Source organism: Streptomyces sp. GbtcB7 (assembly GCF_019091445.1).
In the GTDB taxonomy this organism is placed as follows: domain Bacteria; phylum Actinomycetota; class Actinomycetes; order Streptomycetales; family Streptomycetaceae; genus Streptomyces; species Streptomyces mirabilis.
Map to the genome: position 1 here is coordinate 92177 of NZ_JAGXJM010000029.1, position 18903 is coordinate 111079.

Annotated in this window: 16 protein-coding genes; 11 read left to right on the plus strand and 5 right to left on the minus strand. The window is 70.9% G+C overall.

The annotated features are described in order from the left end of the window. Positions 1 to 98: 98 nt before the first annotated feature. The 7 genes from KVT44_RS38170 to KVT44_RS38200 all read left to right on the plus strand — a co-directional run bounded on the left by KVT44_RS38170 (position 99) and on the right by KVT44_RS38200 (position 6515). Entirely contained in the window at positions 99 to 2153 is a 2055-nt protein-coding gene (locus KVT44_RS38170) for a protease pro-enzyme activation domain-containing protein (protein WP_217572124.1), read from the plus strand. Next, positions 2150 to 3613 carry an NAD(P)/FAD-dependent oxidoreductase gene (locus KVT44_RS38175; RefSeq protein WP_308314213.1) on the plus strand — a complete coding sequence of 488 codons (1464 nt, stop codon included), beginning with the start codon at positions 2150 to 2152 and terminating at the stop codon, positions 3611 to 3613. The genes KVT44_RS38170 and KVT44_RS38175 overlap by 4 nt, the downstream gene beginning before the upstream one ends. A 4-nt stretch (positions 3614 to 3617) precedes the next feature. Beyond that, positions 3618 to 4031, plus strand: a complete 414-nt coding sequence (locus KVT44_RS38180; RefSeq protein ID WP_099921012.1) for a VOC family protein — start codon at positions 3618 to 3620, stop codon at positions 4029 to 4031. A 106-nt stretch (positions 4032 to 4137) separates the two neighbouring features. Continuing rightward, on the plus strand, positions 4138 to 4548 hold the full coding sequence (locus tag KVT44_RS38185) for a hypothetical protein (protein ID WP_190170044.1): 411 nt from the start codon (positions 4138 to 4140) through the stop codon (positions 4546 to 4548). 5 nt (positions 4549 to 4553) lie between these two features. Further along, the gene (locus KVT44_RS38190) at positions 4554 to 5060 is read left to right on the plus strand and encodes a thiol-disulfide oxidoreductase DCC family protein (protein ID WP_190170124.1); all 507 of its coding nucleotides are present in this window, start codon (positions 4554 to 4556) and stop codon (positions 5058 to 5060) included. Positions 5061 to 5071: 11 nt separating this feature from the next. Next, positions 5072 to 5842 (plus strand): TetR/AcrR family transcriptional regulator, encoded by a 771-nt coding sequence (locus KVT44_RS38195; protein ID WP_217572126.1) that lies wholly within the window; start codon positions 5072 to 5074, stop codon positions 5840 to 5842. Between the two features lie 76 nt (positions 5843 to 5918). Continuing rightward, positions 5919 to 6515 carry a Uma2 family endonuclease gene (locus KVT44_RS38200; protein WP_217572128.1) on the plus strand — a complete coding sequence of 199 codons (597 nt, stop codon included), beginning with the start codon at positions 5919 to 5921 and terminating at the stop codon, positions 6513 to 6515. On the opposite strand, the gene KVT44_RS38205 is transcribed toward KVT44_RS38200, so the two are convergent. Continuing rightward, positions 6508 to 8916: an MMPL family transporter gene (locus KVT44_RS38205; protein ID WP_217572194.1), complete on the minus strand. Its 2409-nt coding sequence runs from the start codon at positions 8914 to 8916 to the stop codon at positions 6508 to 6510. The two genes, KVT44_RS38200 and KVT44_RS38205, sit on opposite strands and share 8 nt — an antisense overlap. Positions 8917 to 9103: 187 nt before the next feature. Between KVT44_RS38205 and KVT44_RS38210 the strand changes: the two genes are divergently transcribed. The 3 genes from KVT44_RS38210 to KVT44_RS38220 all read left to right on the plus strand — a co-directional run bounded on the left by KVT44_RS38210 (position 9104) and on the right by KVT44_RS38220 (position 13624). Beyond that, positions 9104 to 9793: a response regulator transcription factor gene (locus tag KVT44_RS38210; RefSeq protein WP_054233711.1), complete on the plus strand. Its 690-nt coding sequence runs from the start codon at positions 9104 to 9106 to the stop codon at positions 9791 to 9793. Continuing rightward, entirely contained in the window at positions 9790 to 11340 is a 1551-nt protein-coding gene (locus tag KVT44_RS38215; protein ID WP_099921017.1) for a HAMP domain-containing sensor histidine kinase, read from the plus strand. Before KVT44_RS38210 ends, KVT44_RS38215 begins: the two co-directional genes overlap by 4 nt. 178 nt (positions 11341 to 11518) lie before the next feature. Next, complete coding sequence (locus KVT44_RS38220) at positions 11519 to 13624, plus strand: sulfatase-like hydrolase/transferase (RefSeq protein ID WP_254650468.1); 2106 nt, start codon at positions 11519 to 11521, stop codon at positions 13622 to 13624. Position 13625: 1 nt separating this feature from the next. Here KVT44_RS38220 and KVT44_RS38225 read toward each other — a convergent pair whose 3' ends face one another. The 4 genes from KVT44_RS38225 to KVT44_RS58685 all read right to left on the minus strand — a co-directional run bounded on the left by KVT44_RS38225 (position 13626) and on the right by KVT44_RS58685 (position 17463). After that, entirely contained in the window at positions 13626 to 14039 is a 414-nt protein-coding gene (locus tag KVT44_RS38225; protein WP_099921018.1) for an ATP-binding protein, read from the minus strand. Positions 14040 to 14153: 114 nt separating this feature from the next. After that, on the minus strand, positions 14154 to 15710 hold the full coding sequence (locus KVT44_RS38230; protein ID WP_190170041.1) for an ABC transporter substrate-binding protein: 1557 nt from the start codon (positions 15708 to 15710) through the stop codon (positions 14154 to 14156). A gap of 147 nt (positions 15711 to 15857) precedes the next feature. Continuing rightward, positions 15858 to 17159, minus strand: a complete 1302-nt coding sequence (locus KVT44_RS38235) for a metallophosphoesterase (protein WP_217572130.1) — start codon at positions 17157 to 17159, stop codon at positions 15858 to 15860. Positions 17160 to 17220: 61 nt separating this feature from the next. Beyond that, positions 17221 to 17463, minus strand: coding sequence for an SCO4848 family membrane protein (locus KVT44_RS58685; protein ID WP_054233715.1), 243 nt, complete (start codon positions 17461 to 17463; stop codon positions 17221 to 17223). Positions 17464 to 17575: 112 nt separating this feature from the next. Here KVT44_RS58685 and KVT44_RS38240 point away from each other — a divergent pair, with 112 nt between their 5' ends. Beyond that, entirely contained in the window at positions 17576 to 18886 is a 1311-nt protein-coding gene (locus KVT44_RS38240) for a D-alanyl-D-alanine carboxypeptidase family protein (RefSeq protein WP_368857599.1), read from the plus strand. The last annotated feature ends 17 nt before the right edge of the window (positions 18887 to 18903 follow it).

Consider the following 18903-nt stretch of genomic DNA (forward strand, 5'->3'; position numbering starts at 1 on the left):
TTCACGTCCGCCCGCGACCCGTCACGTCTCTTCACGTCCGCCCGCGACCTCCGTACGGCCGGCCCGGACGCCACCTCGGCTCCCCAGAAGGGCTCACCATGTCCGCACACCCGCGCATACGCCCCGGCGCGCTCACCGCCGCCGTCTGCACCGCACTCCTGGGTACGGTGCTGGCCTCGCCCGCCGCGCACGCCGCGGACCCCTCCCCGCAGCGGCACACCCTGTCCGGCTCGCGTCCCGGATACGCCACCGCCGGCGCGGACGCGGGCGCGGTGCCGGCCGACCAACGCCTCACCGCCCGCCTCTACCTCGGCTCCCGCGACCCGGGCGGCCTGGCCGCGTTCCTCCGGCAGGTGACCGACCCGCACAGCCCGCACTACCGGCACTTCCTCACCCCCACCGCCTACCAGCGGCGCTTCGCCCTCGGACCGGCCGAACACCGGGCCGTGGCCGACTGGTTGACCCGGTCCGGCCTCACCGTCACCCGGGACACCGCGCACTACGTGGACGTCTCCGGCCCCGAAAGAGCCGTACGGCAGGCGCTCGGAAGCCCCATCCACCACTACCGCACGGCCCGGGGGACGGTCAGCGCGCCGTCCGGCGACCTCAGCGTCCCGAGCTCCCTCGGCACCGAGGTGGTGGCCGTCTCCGGGCTGTCCGCGCCCGCCGCCGCCCACCCGCAGTCCCACCGCACCACCACCCCACTGCACCCGCGGCCCTCCGGCGCCGTCGCCGACGGCACCGGCGCCGTCTGTTCCCCCTCCTTCGGCGGGACCCCGGCCACCGGTCTGCCGACCGCCTACGGCGCGACACCCACGTACGCGCCCTGCCCGTACGTCCCCGCACAACTGCGTCACGCCTACGGAGCGGGCGGTGCCCACGCGACCGGCAAGGGCACGACGATCGCCATCGTCGACGCCTACGGCTCCCCCACCATGCCCGCCGACGCCGACCGGTACGCCCGCGCCACCGGTGACCGCCCCTTCCGTCCGGGCCAGTACCGCCAGCGGGTCACCCCGAAGGACTGGAACGTGGGCTCCGCGTGTGCGCCTCCCGCGTCCTGGGCCGGCGAGGAGGCGCTGGACGTCGACATGGCCCATGGTCTGGCCCCCGACGCGCACGTCCTCTACATGGGCGCCGACTCCTGTCTCGACGCCGACCTCATGGACGCCGAGGCCACCGTCATCGACCACCGCCTGGCCGACTCCATCTCCAACTCCTGGGCCGAGATCATCCACTCCGACCCCGGACATCTGACCCCGGACCTCGTGAACGCCTGGAACCTGCTGTTCGAGCAGGCCGCCGCGGAGGGCATCGGGGTGTACTTCGCCGCCGGGGACTGCGGAGACTCCTCGCCCGGAGCCGCCGAGACCGGCGTCAACTGCGACCCGAAGACCACCGCCGCCCAGGCGGACTTCCCCAGCGGCTCCCCCTGGGTCACCTCCGTCGGAGGCACCACCCTGGCCCTCGACCGGCACGGGAACTACGCCTGGGAGACCAGCATGGGCGACGAGCTGTCGGTCCTCACCGACAGCACCTCCGCCGCCCGGGCATCCGCCTCCCGGGCATCCGGAAAGGCCTGGGGCCCCCTCCCCGGAGTGTTCGCGTTCGGCGGCGGAGGCGGCCCCAGCGACTTCCCGCAGCCCTGGTACCAGCGCGGGCGCACACCCGCCGGCAGCCACGGCACCCCGGCGCGGCGCACCACCCCCGACGTGGCCATGGAGGGCGACGGCGCGCTGCCCGTCCTGGTCGGGCTCACCGACGGCGGCACCTTCCAGCTCGTGGGCTTCGGCGGCACCTCCGCCGCCACCCCCGCCTTCGCCGCGCTCCAGGCCGACGCCCAGCAGGAGACCGGTCGTCCGCTGGGCTTCGCCAACCCGCTGCTGTACGCGCTCGGCGGCAGTCCGGTCTTCCGCGACGTCACCGACCACCCCGCCGCCGCGGGTACCGGCCCGCTCACCGTCGTCCGCGACTACGGCCCCTCGCCGACGGCCCAGGCCCCGTCCGACGACCAGCAGCGCTACGTCCTCTACGCCCTGGGCCGCGACTACGGCCTGCACGCCGTCCCCGGCTACGACGACGCCACCGGACTCGGTTCCCCCTCCCCCGCCTATCTGCGGTGGATGCGCCGTACCGGCGGCATCCCGCGGTGACACCGGACGCCATCGTGGTGGGGTCGGGGCCCAACGGTCTCGCGGCCGCCGTGGTCCTGGCCCGGCGCGGGCTCGCCGTCACCGTCCTGGAGGCGGCCGACACGCTCGGCGGCGGCACCCGGACCAGCGAACTGACCCTGTCCGGGCTGCTCCACGACCACTGCGCGGCCGTCCACCCGATGGCGCTCGCCTCACCCTTCCTGCGGTCCCTCGACTTGGAGCGGCACGGCCTGGAGTGGCGACGGCCCGAGATCGATCTCGCCCATCCGCTCGACCACGGCCCCGCGGCCGTCCTGCGCCGGTCCCTCAAGGCCACGGCACGCTCCCTCGGCCCGGACGGAGCCGCGTGGGAGCGGCTGTTCGGGCCGCTGACGGACCAGTACGACTCCCTCGCGGCGGAGTTGCTGCGCCCACCGCTGCGGCTGCCCCGGCATCCCCTCCCCCTGGCCCGGTTCGGACTGCACGCGGCGCTCGGCGCCACCGCCGTCGCGCGCCGCTGGCGCACGCCGGGCGCCCGCGCCCTGTTCGCCGGCGTCGCCGCGCACGCGATGGCGCCCCTGACCGCGCCGGGCAGCGCCGCCATCGGCCTCATGCTGACCGCGGCGGCGCACCGGCACGGCTGGCCCGTGGCGCACGGTGGCTCAGGGGCCGTCACCCGTGCCCTGGCGGCGTGCCTGGCCGAACTCGGCGGCACCGTGGAGACCGGCGTCCGGGTGCGGTCGCTGGCCGAACTGCCGCCCGCCCGCGTCACATTGCTGGACGTCGCGCCGCGCGCCGCCGTGGCGCTGTGCGGCGACCGACTGCCCGCCCGCACCCGCCGCGCGTACACCCGCTGGCGGCACGGGCCCGCCGCCTTCAAGGTCGACCTGGCCGTCGAGGGCGGTGTGCCCTGGCGCGACGAGGTCTGCCGCCGGGCCGGGACCGTCCATCTGGGCGGCACGCTGGAAGAGGTCGTGGACGCCGAACGGGCGGTGACGCGCGGGCGGATGCCGGAGCGTCCCTTCGTGCTGGTGTCCCAGCAGTACCTCGCCGACCCGGTCCGCTCGGCGGGAGACGTGCACCCCGTCTGGGCGTACGCGCACGTCCCGCACGGGTACGACGGCGACGCCACCGAAGCCGTACTCGACCGGATCGAGCGCTTCGCACCGGGCCTGCGGGAGCGCGTGGTCGCCCGTGCGTCGATGTCCGCGTCCCGGCTGGAGGCGTACAACGCCAACTACGTGGGCGGTGACATCCTCACCGGCGCCAACACCCCGCGCCAGCTGGTCCTGCGCCCCCGCGCGGCCCTCGATCCCTACGACACCGGCATCCCCGGCGTCTTCCTGTGCTCGGCGGCGACCCCGCCCGGCCCCGGCGTGCACGGCATGTGCGGCTACCACGCGGCACGCTCGGCCTTGCACCACCTGGGGGACCCGCACGGTCAGCCACCGGGCTCCCTGCGCGGCCCGTACCTAATCTGATGGCATGTCAGATGATGTGTCGTACGAGCTGCTCGGCTTCGACAACGTACTGCTGCCCGTCGGGAACCTCGGTGCCGCGGTCGAGTTCTACGGGCGGGCCGGCATTCCGGTGGCGTTCCGGCTCGACGAGGCCGGGATCGCGCTGCTGAAGGTGGGCAAGGAGACGCCGGGACTGCTGCTGCGACTGGAGGAGGAGCTCGGCCTCCGGCCGCCGCTGTGGGCCTCGGCACGGGTGTGGCTGGAGGTCCGGGACGCGCGGGCCACGGCCGACGCGCTGGCCTCGGCGGGCATCCGGCCGCTCGCCCCCGTCTTCCCGGTCGCCACCGGCTGGACCGTCGAGATCGCCGACCCCTGGGGCAACGTCATCGGCTTCACGGACTACGGCAAGCGGCCCGAGCTGGGCCGCCGTCAGGCGTGACCCGCCTCACCCCGCGCTTCACGCCGCCCTGACTTGAACATGTTCAAAAGCAGGTCTACATTCCTTCTCGACAGCGTTTTGAACGCGTTCAAGAAGGGGTGGGGACATGGACCTCACGGTCGTCGCGTACGTCATCTATCTGCTGGTCAGCATCGCGCTGACGGTCTGGGTGGCACGCACGCTCAGCCACAACGGGCGGATCTTCCTCGCCGACGTGCTGCACGGGAACGAGAAGCTCGCCGACGCCGTCAACCACCTCCTGGTGGTGGGCTTCTACCTCGTCAACCTGGGCTTCGTCGCGCTCTACCTGAACGGCGACGACGGCGAGATCACCGACACCCGCGGGATCTTCGAGGCCCTGTCGACCAAGCTCGGCGTCGTCCTGCTCGTCCTCGGGGTCATGCACCTCGGCAACGTGTACGTGCTCAACAAGATCCGGCGGCGGGGCGTCATGGAGCGGGAGCAGCTGCCGCCCGTCGCGCCGACGGACTGGGTCGCGCCGACGGCCGGGGCGTGAGCACCATGACCGGCCTCGAGGCCACCCGTGACCGGGACGCCGCACGCGTCCCGGTCCTCGGGCTCACCGTCCTCTACGACGCCTCGTGCTCGCTGTGCACCTTCCTGCGCGACTGGCTGGGCAAGCAGCCCCAGCTGGTGCCGCTGCGGCTCGTGCCGGCCGGTTCCGAGCAGGCCAGGGCGCTCTTCCCCGCCCTCGACCACCGCGCCACCCTCGACGAGATCACCGTCGTCGGGGACGGTGGTCAGGTCTACCGCGGGGCCGCCGCCTGGGTCGTCTGCCTGTGGGCGCTGCGCGAGCACCGGCCGCTCGCCCACCGGCTGAGCACCCCGGCCGGGGCCCGGCTCGCCAAGGGCGCGATGCTCGCCGCCGCGAAATGGCGCTCCGCGCACACCCCGCAGGGGTGGGGCGGAGGCGCGTACCGGCGGGGCGACGGGTGGGTGTACGAGCCGAGCATCGGGTGGATGTACCTGCCTCCCGGCTGTGACGACGGCTCCTGTTCGACTCGTTAGGCTCTGTTCCCGTGCCAGCACCGACAGACAGCCCCGGCCCGGACGACACCAGCGCGCCCGGAAAGGCCCAGGAAAAGGGTCCCGCCAAGAGCGAGCAGACCCGCGCGCTGATCCTGGAGACCGCGCTGCGGCTGTTCCAGGAGCGGGGGTACGACAAGACGACCATGCGGGCGATCGCCCAGGAGGCCGGGGTCTCCGTCGGCAACGCGTACTACTACTTCGCCGGCAAGGAGCACCTCATCCAGGGCTTCTACGACCGGATCGGCGCCGAGCACCAGGCGGCGATCCGGCCGGTCCTGGAGCGCGAGAAGGATCTGGAGGCGCGGATCGCGGGCGTGCTGAAGGCGTGGCTGGACGTGGCGGAGCCGTACCACGAGTTCGCGGCGCAGTTCTTCAAGAACGCCGCCGATCCGGAGAGCCCGCTCAGCCCCTTCTCCCCCGAGTCGGCGGGCCCGCGCGAGGAGTCCATCGCCATACACCGCGAGGTGCTCGCCGGGTCGAAGGCGAAGGTTCCGGAGGAGCTGAAGGACGTCCTGCCCGAGCTGATGTGGCTGTCGCAGATGGGGCTCGTCCTGTACTGGGTCTTCGACCGCACGGAGGGGCGCGAACGCAGCTACCGGCTCGCCGAGCGCGGCGCCCGCATCACCACCCGGGGCGTCTCACTGGCCCGCTTCCGCGTCCTGCGCCCGCTCGTCCACGAGGTGCACGAGCTGTTCACGGACTTCCTGCCGGGGATGACGAAGCTGCTGCCGGATCCGGGGCGGGGCTCCACGATCGGGTGACGCCGCCAGTACAGGACACGGGGGAGACGTCCGGCCTACGATGATGTTCTCGACACCAGCCCATGGGAGGCACGTGATGTCCGCAGCAGCTGTCGAGCGACCGCACGAGGACCGGCCGCTGATCGCCGAGGCGAACCTCATCATGGAGAGTCTTCCGGGCCGCCGCGTCGAGATCATCGGAGGCCAGATCCTCGTGAGCCCAGCACCGGACGGCCCTCACTCCGAGGCCCTGATGCTCTTCGCTGCCCCGTTCATGCAACTGGGCCTGGTGCGAGCCCTGCCGGGAATCGGCCTCTGGCTGCCCAGCGGTCCAGAGGACTACGTGATCCCCGACCTGTCGGTGGTCGACGACGACTACCGCCATCACCTGGTGGAGAACAGCTGCTACGACCCGACCTGCTTCCGCCTCGTCATGGAAGTCACCTCCACCAACTGGAAAACGGATCTGCGGGACAAGGTCTCCTCCTACGCCAGGGCCCGCATCCCCGTCTACGTCATCGTCGACCGCCAGCACCAGCGCCTTCACGTCCTCACTGATCCGGTCGCGGACCGCTACAAGGTGCATGGCATCCACACCGCCGACGAACTCGTCACGCTCCCCGAGTCCGTCGGCGGCAAGGTCACCCTTGATGTGAAAAGGATCCTCGAAGCCGGGCACCCCACGGCTAGTTGACGGCGTCCACCTCCCCCTCCGTCAACTCCAGGTCGTGCACCAGCGGTTCGTCGGTCACGATGACGTGCCGGGCGCGGGCGCCGTACGACGAGGCCGTCGCCGACAGCAGATACGTGCCAGGAGCCGGTACCGAGACGATGTAGGAACCGTCCGCCAGTGAGGTCACCCGGTCCAGCTGACGCCCGCCCTTGCTGAGCAGGGTGAGGACCGCCCCGTCGACCGGCGCGCCCTCCGCGTCACGGACGAAGCCGTGCACGACCGTCGGTCCTCCCGCCGAAGCCCGCGGCAGCGACTCCGCCTCCTCCGCCGGCTCCACCGCCAGGTGCGGCAACCGCTTCTCCAGACCCGCCGGCAGCCACCAGTTGGACTTGCCCAGCAGATGCATGGCGGCCGGCACCAGCGCCGTACGGAGAATGAACGCGTCGAGCGCGACCGCCGCCGCGAGGCCCACGCCCGCCATCGCCGCCCCCGAGTCACCGCTGAGGACGAAGGCGAGGAAGACGCAGACCATGATCAGGGCGGCGGAGTTGATGACCCGGCTGGTCTCCGCGAGGCCGACCCGGACCGCCCGCGCGTTGTCCTTCGTGTGCACCCACTCCTCGTGCATCCGGCTCACCAGGAACACCTGGTAGTCCATGGAGAGGCCGAAGAGGAGGGAGAGCATGATGACGGGCAGGAAGGCGTTGATCGGACCCTCCTTGCCGAGGCCCAGCAGGCTCAGCCCCCAGCCCCACTGGAAGATCGCGACGAGGACGCCGAAGGACGCGGCGGCCGCGATCAGGTTCATCAGGGCGGCGGTCAGGGGCACCACCAGGGAGCGGAAGGCGACCATCAGCAACAGGAAGCCCAGGCCGATGATGGTGGCGATGAAGAGCGGCAGCCGGTCACCCGTGACGGTCGAGAAGTCCTTGGAGATCGCCGTCACACCGCCGACGTGCGCCTGCGCCCCGGCGTCCGGGATCACCTTGTCCCGCAGGGTGTCGATGAGCTGGTCCGTCTTCTCGGACTGCGGTGACGTGGTCGGTACGACCTGGATCACCGTGACGCCCTGCGCGGGCGGCAGCGCCGCGACCTGGGCGACGCCGTCGGTCGCGCGGATGCCCTGCACCAGCTTGTTCGTGTCGCCGCTGGTGGAAACCACCTGGAGCGGGCCGTTGAAGCCGGGTCCGAAGCCCTCCGCGAGGAGGTCGTACGCCTTCCGGGTCGTCGTCGACGCGTCGTCGTTGCCCTGGTCGGTCGCGCCGAGCCGCAGCGACAGCACCGGGATCGCGAGGATCGCCATGACGACGAGGGCCATGACGGCGATCGACCGCGGGCGCTTCTGGACGCTCGCCGACCAGCGTGCCGCGAAGCCGCTGGCCCGCTCCGGCTCGGGGCCCTCGGCGGCCAGCTTGCGCCGCTGGCGGCGGCTGAGCACCCGGGAGCCGAGGAGGCCGAGCAGCGCGGGCAGCAGCGTGACCGCCGCGAGCACGCTGAACACGACGGTGAGCGAGGTGCCGATGACCACGCCGTCCAGGAAGCGCAGGTTGGTCACGAGCATCCCGGCGAGCGCGATGCACACCGTGCCGCCCGCGAACAGCACCGCGCGGCCGGAGGTGTTGAGGGCGGTGACCGCCGACTCCTCCGGGTCCATGCCGCGCAGGATGCCGCGCCGGTGCCGGGTGACGATGAACAGCGCGTAGTCGATGCCGACGCCGAGACCGATCAGCGTGGCGAGCAGCGGAGCCAGGTCGGGCACCGACGTCACATGGCTGAGCAGCTGGGTGGAGAACAGGCCCGTGCCCACCCCGAAGATAGCGATGCCGATCGGGAGCAGCATCGCGAAGAGCGAGCCGAAGGCGAGGAAGAGGACGACCGCCGCGGCCAGGATGCCGATCATCTCGGCGAGTCCTGTGGGCGGTTCCTGGACGCGCTGGATCGCCTGACCGCCCAGCTCGACGTGCAGACCGCCGCCTCGGGCGCCCTGCGCGGTGTCGACCACGTCCTGCACCAGTTCCTTGGGCACCGCGTTCGCCTGCTCGGCGAAGGTGATCTGGGCGTAGGCGATCCTGCCGTTGGCGCTGATCTGCGCCGCGCCCCGGTCGCCCGCGTACGGGCTGGTGACGCCGCCGACCCCCGCCATCTTGCCGATCTTCTCCAGCACGGGCTGGATCCGGGACTGTACGGACTGGTCCCGGACGGTTCCCGTGTCGACCTTCCACACCACCGTGTCGGTGTCGCCCGCGCGCTCCGGGAAGGCCTTCTCCATCTGGTCGTACGCGCGCTTGGAGTCCGTGTTCGGAAGGGAGAAGACGTTCGCGTAATCCGTGCCCGCGGTCGAGGCCGCGGCCCCGAGCCCGAGCAGTGCCCCCACCCACAGCAACAGGACCACCAGCCGGTGCCGATAGCACCACCGTGCCAATGTCGCCACGCTCAACGCTCCTTAGTCGACCGGTCATCCGGTCGTTCGGTTGTCGGTTGGTCCCCCAGGTCCTGGGACCAACCATCGACCGGCACGCTCGAGCGACGACACAGACCGCCCATGACTCTCAAGGAACTCCAAAGGGGGAGCCGCCCCCTGGCGCGACCCGCGTGCGGATACTGGGGGCATGACCGCTCACGAGGGGGCCACCGTTCTCGTCGTCGAGGACGAGCCGAGCATCGCGGACGTCCTCGCCATCGCGCTGCGCTACCACCGTTTCGAGGTGATGACCGCGGGCACCGTCCGTCAGGCGCTCACGCTCGCCGAACGCACCCGCCCCGACGCGGCGCTGCTCGACGTGATGCTGCCGGACGGCGACGGGCGGGCGCTGGGCCGTGAACTGCGCCTGCGCCGGCCCGACCTCGCGATCGTCTTCCTCACCGCGCGGGACGCGCCCGCCGAGATCGTCGGCGCGCTCGGTTTCGGCGACGACTACATCACCAAGCCGTTCAACATCGACGAGGTCGTCGCCCGGATCACGGCCGTACTGCGCCGCACCCGCCCCGACGACGTCCTTCCCCAGCGCCCGCCCCTTCGCTACGGCGAACTCGAACTGGACGAGACGACGTACTCCGTGCACCGCGGGGACCGCACGGTGGAGCTCACCCCCACCGAATACGCCCTGTTGCGCTTCCTCGTCCGCAACGGCGGCCGGATCGTGCCCAAGGAGCAACTCCTGCGGCACGTCTGGCAGTACGAACACTCCGCCGAGTCGACCGTCGTCGAGACGTACATCAGCTATCTGCGCCGCAAACTCGAACCCCTCGGCCCACCGGTGATCCAGACCCGCCGGGGCGTCGGATACGGCCTCGCATGACGCCGGCATCCCCGGACCCGGGGGTCGCCGCGGCGCCCGCGGAGCCCTCCCCCCGCGCGGAACCCGCATCCCGGACCGAGCTCGCCCTCTGTGCGGGGATTCCCGCGTACGTGAGTGTGCGGCGCCCCCGGCGTCATCACGGGGTCCACTCGTTGCGCGGCAAGCTGACGCTCGCGAACGTGGGGTTGCTGGCGCTGGGCATCATCGTGGCGACCGCCGTCAGTTTGATGGGCATGCGGCACTATCTGCTCGACCAGGTCGACACGGAACTGTTCAAGACGCGGGAGTCGCTGACCGGTTCGCGGCTCACCCTCCACCAGATCGACTCGCTCACCGCGCTCGCCTTCGTACGCGAGCGGATGGTCCCCGGCGCGGACCGGTCCGACAAGCCCGACTCGATCTTCGCGGCGGTGGACGGCCACGGGACCCCCCTCAGCGTCGGCGGTTTCAAGCCCACCGACATCCAGCGCGCGCTGGTCGCCGCGGTGGACGACCCGAGCGCCCTCGCGCACGACCCCGCCCTCCACGACACCACCGTGCACGGCGCCTCCTACCGGGTCACCGGGGCCCGGCTCGCCGACGGCACGTACGTGCTGCTCGCCGCCTCCACCGACGCCCTGCACAAGGGCATCGCCAAGGCCCTCAAACTCGATCTGGGCGTCGGCACCCTGCTGTTGTCGCTGCTCGCGGTGCTGACCATGATCAGTGTGAGTCGCCGGATGCGGCCACTGGAGGACATGGTGGAGACCTCGTCCGCCATCGCCGAGGGAGACCTCACCCGGCGCGTGCCCTCCAGCCACCATCCGACCCAGGAGGTCGAACAGCTGCGGCTCGCCCTCAACTCCATGCTCCACCAGGTGGAATCGGCGTACCGGACCCGCGAGCGCAGCGCGGCGCAGCTGCGCCGGTTCGTCGCGGACGCCTCGCACGAGCTGCGCACCCCGCTGTCGGCGATCCGCGGCTACCTCCAGCTGTACGAGAAGGGGATGCTGCGCGAGCCGGGTGAGCGCCGGCGGGCCTGGGACCGGATGAACGCCGAGGCCGACCGCATGGGACGCCTCGTGGACGAACTGCTCATCCTGGCCCGCCTCGACCAGAGCCCCGAGCTGCGTTTCAAGAACGTCGACCTGAGCCGTCTGGTGCGGGACGCGGCCGAGGATCTGCGGGCCCAGCAGCCCGGGCGTCCGGTGACCGTGGGCGCCGACGGGACACTGCTGGTGCACGCCGACGAGTCGGGGCTGCGGCAGGTGCTGGGCAACCTGGTGGCCAACGTACGCACCCACACGCCCGCCGACGTGCCGGTGCGGCTCGGTCTCGAACGGGAGGACGGGACCGTACGGCTGTGTGTCGCGGACCAGGGGCCCGGGCTGGCGGAGGAGGACGCGGCGCGCATCTTCGACCGGTTCTTCCGGGCGGGCGGTGGTGCGGGCAGCGGGCTGGGGATGGCGATCGTGCAGGGAGTGGTGGCCGCGCACGGGGGTGACGTGGCGGTACGGACGGCGCCGGGAGCGGGGCTCGAGGTCACGGTGACGCTTCCGACGCGGTGAGCTGCTTTAACAAGCACAGTGAGGTGCTTGAACAAGCTCGGTGACTCGCTTGAACATAAGCAAACCCGGATGATTGAACACCGGCCGGTACGACCTCGTACCCAACAGATGAAGGCGGCCCCGACCTCAGCCTGGTCCGCCGCGCCACCACCGGGCTTCGCACGGAAGGACCGCCGGGTTGTCGTTCAACACGAGCTCTCGACAGCTGTCGAACACGGACGAGGCACCGGAGGACGTGCCCTCGCAGGAGGTCACGCCCCTGGACGCCCCCGCTCCGAGGGACACCGTCCAGGTTGAAGCGTCGGAGACGAAGCCCCCGAAGGCCGACCCCCTGAAGGCGGAAACCCCGGAAGCGGAGATCCCGGAGGCAGAGACCTCTGAGGCGGAGACTCCCGAGGTGAGCACTCCAGAGGCGAAGACTCCCGAAGCGGAGACTCCAGAAGCGGATGCCGCGGAGGCGGAGGCTCCCGAGGCGGAAGCCCCGGAGGCTGAGACCCCCGAGGCGGAAGCACCGGAGGCCGAAGTCCCGGAGGCCAGTGCTCCGGAGGCCGAAGTCCCGGAGCCGGACGCCGCCACACCCGCCCCCGACACCCCCGCCACCCCCCACCAACGCTGGTGGCGGCGGCGTGGTTGGGGTGGGTGGCGGGAGAAGTACCCGGTCGCGGCCCGCGTTCTCTGGTGGACCACCACTGCCGTGGCCCTCGCCGTCGTGGTCGTCGCGCTGCTCATGCCGACCCAGGCGGACAAGTTCCGGCTGGCCGCTTTCGTGCGTCTCCCGGTGGAGGCGATCTTCGGCGCCGCCCTGCTGATCGTCCTGCCCCGCAAGCCGCGGATCGCCGTGGCGGTGTTCGCCGGGCTCGGCCTGGGCGCCCTGACCGTCGTGAACTTCCTCGACATCGGTTTCAACGAATACCTCGGGCGAGGCTTCAACGTCGTCCTCGACTGGTCGCTCTTCAGTGATGCGCAGGGATACCTCCAGGACACGTTCGGCAAGAGTGGCGCGCTCGGCATCGCGGCCCTGGCCGTGACGCTCGTGATCGCCGTACTCGCCCTCGTGACGATGTCGGTGATCCGGCTGGGCAACCTGGCGGCCCGGAACACCGAGACGGCGACCCGCACGACGCTGGTGCTGGCCATCGCCTGGGTCACCTGCGCGGCGCTGGGCGTGCAGTACGCCGCGGGGATACCCATCGCTTCGGAGCACACCATGCAGGCCCTCCAGTTCAAGGCGGAGCAGGTGCGGCGGACGCTGCGGGACGAAGCCGAGTTCGCCAAGATCGCGAAGAAGGACGACTTCGCCAACACGCCGCCCGACCAGCTGCTCACCGGGCTGCGCGGCAAGGACATGATGATCACCTTCATCGAGAGCTACGGCCGCAGCGCGATCGAGGACCCGGTCATGGCGCCGGGCGTCGACGCGACGCTCACCGCCGAGAACAAGAAGCTGACCGACGCCGGGTTCGCGGCGAAGAGCGGCTGGCTGACCTCGGCGACGTACGGCGGAAGCAGCTGGCTGGGTCACTCCACCTTCATGTCGGGCCTGTGGATCAGCAACCAGCAGCGCTACCGCACCGTCACCGCGGGCGAGCGCCTGACCCTCCCCGGCGCGTTCAAGAAGACGGGCGCCTGGGACACGGTCGGTGTCATGCCGGGCATCCAGAAGGCCTGGCCGGAGCAGAAGTTCTACGGCATCGACAAGCTCTACGACTCCCACAAACTCGGCTACAAGGGACCGAAGTTCAGCTGGTCGACCATGCCCGACCAGTACGCGCTGACCGCGTTCGAGCGTCTGGTGCACAGCAAGAAGCACGACAAGCCGCTGATGTCGACGATCATCCTGACCTCCAGCCACCAGCCCTGGGCGCCGATCCCCAAGCTGGTCCCGCAGGACCAGGTCGGTGACGGCTCGATCTACAACGCGATCGAGAAGGCCGGCAAGAAGCCCGCGGACATCATCACCGACTCCACCAAGTCGAAGCAGGAGTACGGCAAGTCCATCCAGTACTCGGTGTCGAGCCTCATCAACTACCTGGTGAAGTACGGCAACAAGAACACCGTGCTGATCTTCCTCGGCGACCACCAGCCCATCGCCCGGGTCAGCGGCAACCACGCCAGCCGTGACGTGCCGGTCTCGATCGTCGCCAAGGACCCGAAGGTCCTGGACAAGATCGCCGGCTGGAACTGGGCGGACGGCCTGCAGCCGAAGCAGGACACCCCGGTCTGGAAGATGAACGCCTTCCGCGACCGCTTCCTGACGGCGTACGGCTCGACCCCGGCGCCGTGACTCACGGGGCCGGGGACGCCACGAGCGCCCACACGGTCTTGCCGTAGCGGCCCCGGCTCCACACCCCCCACGCCACGGCGACGCCCTCCACGAGGTGCAGGCCGCGGCCGGTCTCCTCCCCCACGGAGACCGGCCGCGGCCGTGGTACGGCGAGGCCCTCGTCGGAGACCTCGACGAAGCAGGAACCGTCGGCGAGCGCGGTCACCGCGACCTCGAACTCCCCTTCGTGACCTTCGTGAAGGGGTCCGTGGCGTACGGCGTTGGTCGCGAGCTCGGAGACGATCAGGACGACGTCCGCGAGGGCCGGGTCGTCGGTGCTGTGGCCCCAGTCCCGCAGATGGTCGCGTACCCGGCGCCGGGCGAGTCCGACGGACGCCGGGTGCCGGGGCAGCCGGAACGCGTTGCGTCTCAACACCTCAGCTCCTCACCGCGCGCACACCTCCGGCACATAGTGCGCGCATGGTGGCGCGTTGGGCGAGAGCGCGATGTCACCGGGGTGGGGGGCCACCCCGCGAGATCACGTCACGTGTCATATCCAGCTCAGCCGCCAGAGGCGGAAGACACCGGTCCCGTCCGACAGATACTGGCCGCCTCCGACGTCCTCACTGCTGAGTACATACTCCTTGCGCTGCCACAGGGGAATCAGGGGAACATCGCGGGCCACGATTTCCTGCAGTGCCTGGAAGTCGTCGGACGTGCGGCTGCGGTCCTCGTACTGCTGACTGTCCTGAATCAGCCGGTCCACGTCCTTGTCGCTGTACCCGTTCTTCATGCTGTTGCCGGTGCCGACGAGCGGGGTGCTGAAGGTGTCCGGGTCGGGGAAGTCGGCGACCCAGCCGACCGCCCAGGCGTCCAACTGGCCCTCGGCGTACCGCTTCTGGAAGTCGGTCCACTCGTAGCCCTTGATGTCCACCTTGAACAGGCCGCTCGCCTCCAGCTGCCGTTTGAGCTCGGTGGCCTCCTCGCCGGCGGCGCCCCGCCCCTCGGCGTACCCGTAGGTGAAGCGCACCGGCGTCGACACCCCGGCCTCGGTCAGCAGGGCCTTCGCCTTCTTCGCGTCGGGCTTGGGGTAGGCGTCGAAGAACGACGTCGAGTGCCCCGTGATGCCCGCCGGGATCAGCCCGTACAGCGGATCGGTCGTCCCCTTGTAGGTCTGGCTGACCAGTTGCTCGCGGTTGATCAGTACGGCGACGGCCTGCCGTACGAGGCGGCTGTGCAGCGGCGAGTTCGCGCGGACGTTGAGGACGAGGTTGCGGGTCTCGGCGCTGTCGGACTCGGTGACGTGCTGGTTCGGGTCGCTCGGCGAGAGGGTGGCGAGCGTCGCGGGCGGCAGCTGACGCGTCGCGACGTCGACCTGCTTCGCCTTCCAGGCGCTCTCCAGTGCCTTGGGGGTCGCGTAGTAGCGCAGCACGGTGGGCGTGCCGCTCCCCTCGACGGAGCCCTTGTAGTGCTTGTTGGGCGCGAGCACGGCCCGCTTGTCCTTCGTATACGACTTCAGTACGTACACTCCGGTGCCGTCGGCGCCCGCGTCCTTGCGCAGGGCGTGCTTCGGGTAGCGGGTGTGGTCGACGATCGACCCGGCTCCGGTGGCCACCTTGAAGGGGAAGGTGGCGTCCGGCGAGGACAGGTGGAAGGTGACCTTGAGGCCCTGGGCGTCCACCGAGCCGAGGGTGGAGAGCAGGGACGCGGGCCCCACCTCGGAGTTGATGGCCTTGACCCGGTCGAAGGAGAACTTCACGTCCTCGGCGGTCACCTTGCTCCCGCTCGGGAACGTCAGGTCGTCGCGCAGGGTGCAGACATAGGTCCGCAGTCCCGCGCCCACGAACCCGCAGCTCTTCGCCGCGTCCGGCACGGGGGCGGCGCCACCGGGCTCGAACGTCAGCAGTGACTGGAACACATTGCTGAACAGGGCCCAGGAGCCGGCGTCGTACGCGCCCGCCGGGTCGAGTGACGTGACGGCGTCCGTCGTCCCGACCGTGATGGTCCTGTTGTCGTTCTCCTTCGACGGCAGTAACTGCCAGCCGCCCACACCCACGGCCGCCAGCACCACCAGCACCGCGAGAATCCGTATGCGAACCGATCGCATCGGCGCCCCTCCCCAGGCCACGCCCCGTGTCACTCCCCAGTGACGCGGATCACCCAACCACAGGTGTTTCGTCTGTGGGAAGAGGTGTCCGAAGAATCAGACGGGGTATTGGGAAAGACCGTTTCGCCCCTGTTTCACAGCCGATTCTCAGGCTTGCAGGGACGCCAGTTCCACGACGGTGATGTCCGACGGCGCGCCCACTCGCGTCGGCGGTCCCCAGGCGCCCGCGCCCCGGCTGACGTACAGCTGCGTGTCGCCGTACCGCTCCAGGCCCGCGACCGTGGGATTGGCCAGTTCCGCGATGTAGTTGCCCGGCCAGAGCTGGCCGCCGTGGGTGTGCCCCGAGAGCTGGAGGTCGACACCGTGCTTGACGGCGTCGTGGATCTGGACCGGCTGGTGGGCGAGCAGCACCACGGCCCGCGCGGTGTCCCGGTCCCCCAGCGCCCTCCCGAAGTCGGGCCCGTGCCCCTCGCTCTCCCCGGCGACGTCATTGACGCCCGCGAGATCGAATCCGGCCATTTCCGTCCGGGCGTTCTCGAGCGGGTGCAGACCCAGTTCCCGTACTTCCCCGACCCATTGCGCGGCGCCGGAGTAGTACTCGTGGTTGCCCGTGACGAAGTACGAGCCGTGCCGTGCCCGCAGCCGCGCGAGAGGCGCCGCGGCGGGTCCGAGGTCCTTCACACTCCCGTCGACGAGGTCCCCGACCACCGCGATCAGGTCGGGCTGCGTCGAGTTGATCGTGTCGACGACCCGCTGACAGAAGTCCCGCCCGAGGGTGGGGCCGAGGTGGATGTCACTGACGACGGCGATCCGGTAACCGTGCGCGGACCGGGGCAGTTTGGCCAGCGGCACGGTGACCCGCTTCACCCGGGGCCCACGCAGCACCCCGTACGTCCCGTATCCCACGGTCCCCAGGGCGACGGCCGCGGCGGCCCCGCCGACGGCACGCGAGACGAAGAGCCGCCGCGAGGGGGTGGTGACGGGCCGTGGCGGTTCGGCGGGTGAGGGCTCCTCAGGAGCCGCCGCTCCCGTCGGCACCGACTCCGTGCGCGGCACCGACTCCGTGTGCGGTATGGGTGCCGGGTTCCGTACGGGTGCCGGTTGCGGTACGGCCGCAGCGGGGGCCGCGCGCCGCTCCATGACCCGGCGCAGCAACGGTCGTACGACCTCCCCCGCCACCACCCCCAGCAGCAGGTAGATCGACAGCGCCATCCACAGGAACCCCGGCCAGGCCAGCACCTGCTGGAGCCGGAAGGGCGCACCGGCGCGCTCCGCGGTGACCGCGGCGATCATCAGCACCGGCCCGGCGACGAAGACCACCGTGCCCGCGCGCCGGGCGAGCCCCGGACCGGACGTCGTGTCGCGCACCAGGCGGCGCCACACGTACCAGTACAGCCCCGCGACCGCGGCAAGGGCGAGCAGTCCCACCAGTACGAAGACGATGACCAAGACGCCGTATCCCCCCGCTGTCCGCCGCTGTGTTCCGTTGTCCCCCGTTTGTCCCCTGTTGTTATGACGTCTGGCGCAATGCGCGCAGTCCGCGGAACCCGATGCCGCCGACGACCGTCCCCAAGACAAAGGAGACGACGGCGAGCGTCAGGTGCACCCAGAAGTACGCCGTCGGATCCCCCGCGTCGTTGAACGCGAGCCCGCTGCCGTCCTTCCACAAATTCTTGACGAAAGTGACCCAGATGATCCAGCTCCACACTCCGAAGGCGAGCAGGAACCAGGAGACGGGGCGGCTGAGCTTCATGGGTCCAGTATCGCCGTCGCCGGCCGGGACCCGGCGCCGGGGTGGCCGGGACCAGGGGACCCCAGCATCGGGTGAGGGGACTTCCCGGCCTGCGCCCTGTAATTTCTCGACCGTGCCCGCCACCAAAAAGACCATCCGGCGATCGATGCTGGTCACTTCCGCCACTCTGTTGTCCCTTTCGCTGACGACGACGGTCCCCGTCTTCGCGGCCGACAAGCCGTCGTCGTCACCGTCACCGACGGCGAGCCCGAGCGCGACTCCCCCGGCGAACATGTCGACGGTGGGCGGTGCGCGGCTGGGAGAGGCCGGGACGCAGGTGGATCTCGGTACGGGCGCCCCGGTGCTGCCCAAGGATGTGACCGCGCGCTCGTGGATCGTCACCGACGCCGAGTCGGGCGACGTGCTGGCCGCCCACAACGCGCACTGGCGGCTGCCCCCGGCGAGCACGCTGAAGATGCTCTTCGCCGACACCGTGCTGCCGAAGTTCCCCAGGACCGAGCAGCACAAGGTCGCCGTCACCGACCTCTCGGGCATCGGCGCGGGCTCCAGCATGGTGGGGATAAAGGAGGAGGAGACGTACAGCGTGCACGATCTGTGGCTCGGCGTCTTCCTGCGCTCCGGCAACGACGCCGTGCACGTGCTGTCGGCGATGAACGGCGGCGTGGAGCAGACGGTCAAGGACATGCAGGCGCACGCCGAGGACCTGCAAGCCCTCGACACGCATGTGGTCAGCCCCGACGGCTACGACCAGCCGGGCCAGGTGTCGTCGGCGTACGACCTGACGCTGTTCGCCCGCTCCGGGCTGCAGAAGAAGGACTTCCGGGAGTACTGCTCGACGGTGCGGGCGAAGTTCCCGGGCGAGACGAAGAAGAACGACAAGGGGAAGACGACCCGCGAGTCCTTCGAGATCCAGAACACCAACCGGCTGCTGACCGGTGACACCGACGTCTCCACGTACCAGGGCATCGCGGGGGTGAAGAACGGCAACACCACCAACGCGGGCGCCACGTTCACCGGTGTCGCCGAGCGGAACGGCAAGGTGCTCCTTGTCACCGTGATGAACCCGGAGAAGGACGAGCACAACGAGGTCTACAAGGAGGCCGCGCGGCTGCTCGACTGGGGTTTCAGCGCGGCCGGCAAGGTCGCACCGGTGGGTGAGCTGGTGCCGCCGAAGGGCGTCGACACCGGCGTGCAGGCGGGTGCGACCGCGTCCACCGGGTCCAACACGCCGGTGTCGTCCGGAGACCAGGGGGCCAAGGCCTCGTCGTCGCCGGTGGCCGCCTCCGCGGCGGCGAAGGGCGGTTCCAGCGGGATCGGGACCGCCCTGGCCATCACGGGCGGCCTGCTCGCCCTGGTCGCCGGCGCCGTCTTCCTCGTCAACCGCCGCTGGCCGCTCCCCGACCTGATGCGCCGCCGCCGCTGACCCACCGACCGGTCCGG

Bases quoted from the DNA above. Each gene is read 5' to 3' on its own strand.
- KVT44_RS38170 (WP_217572124.1), top strand. From the start codon at position 99: ATGTCCGCACACCCGCGCATACGCCCCGGCGCGCTCACCGCCGCCGTC.
- KVT44_RS38180 (WP_099921012.1), top strand. From the start codon at position 3,618: ATGTCAGATGATGTGTCGTACGAGCTGCTCGGCTTCGACAACGTACTG.
- KVT44_RS38185 (WP_190170044.1), top strand. From the start codon at position 4,138: ATGGACCTCACGGTCGTCGCGTACGTCATCTATCTGCTGGTCAGCATC.
- KVT44_RS38190 (WP_190170124.1), top strand. From the start codon at position 4,554: ATGACCGGCCTCGAGGCCACCCGTGACCGGGACGCCGCACGCGTCCCG.
- KVT44_RS38200 (WP_217572128.1), top strand. From the start codon at position 5,919: ATGTCCGCAGCAGCTGTCGAGCGACCGCACGAGGACCGGCCGCTGATC.
- KVT44_RS38210 (WP_054233711.1), top strand. From the start codon at position 9,104: ATGACCGCTCACGAGGGGGCCACCGTTCTCGTCGTCGAGGACGAGCCG.
- KVT44_RS38215 (WP_099921017.1), top strand. From the start codon at position 9,790: ATGACGCCGGCATCCCCGGACCCGGGGGTCGCCGCGGCGCCCGCGGAG.
- KVT44_RS38230 (WP_190170041.1), bottom strand. From the start codon at position 15,710: ATGCGATCGGTTCGCATACGGATTCTCGCGGTGCTGGTGGTGCTGGCG.
- KVT44_RS58685 (WP_054233715.1), bottom strand. From the start codon at position 17,463: ATGAAGCTCAGCCGCCCCGTCTCCTGGTTCCTGCTCGCCTTCGGAGTG.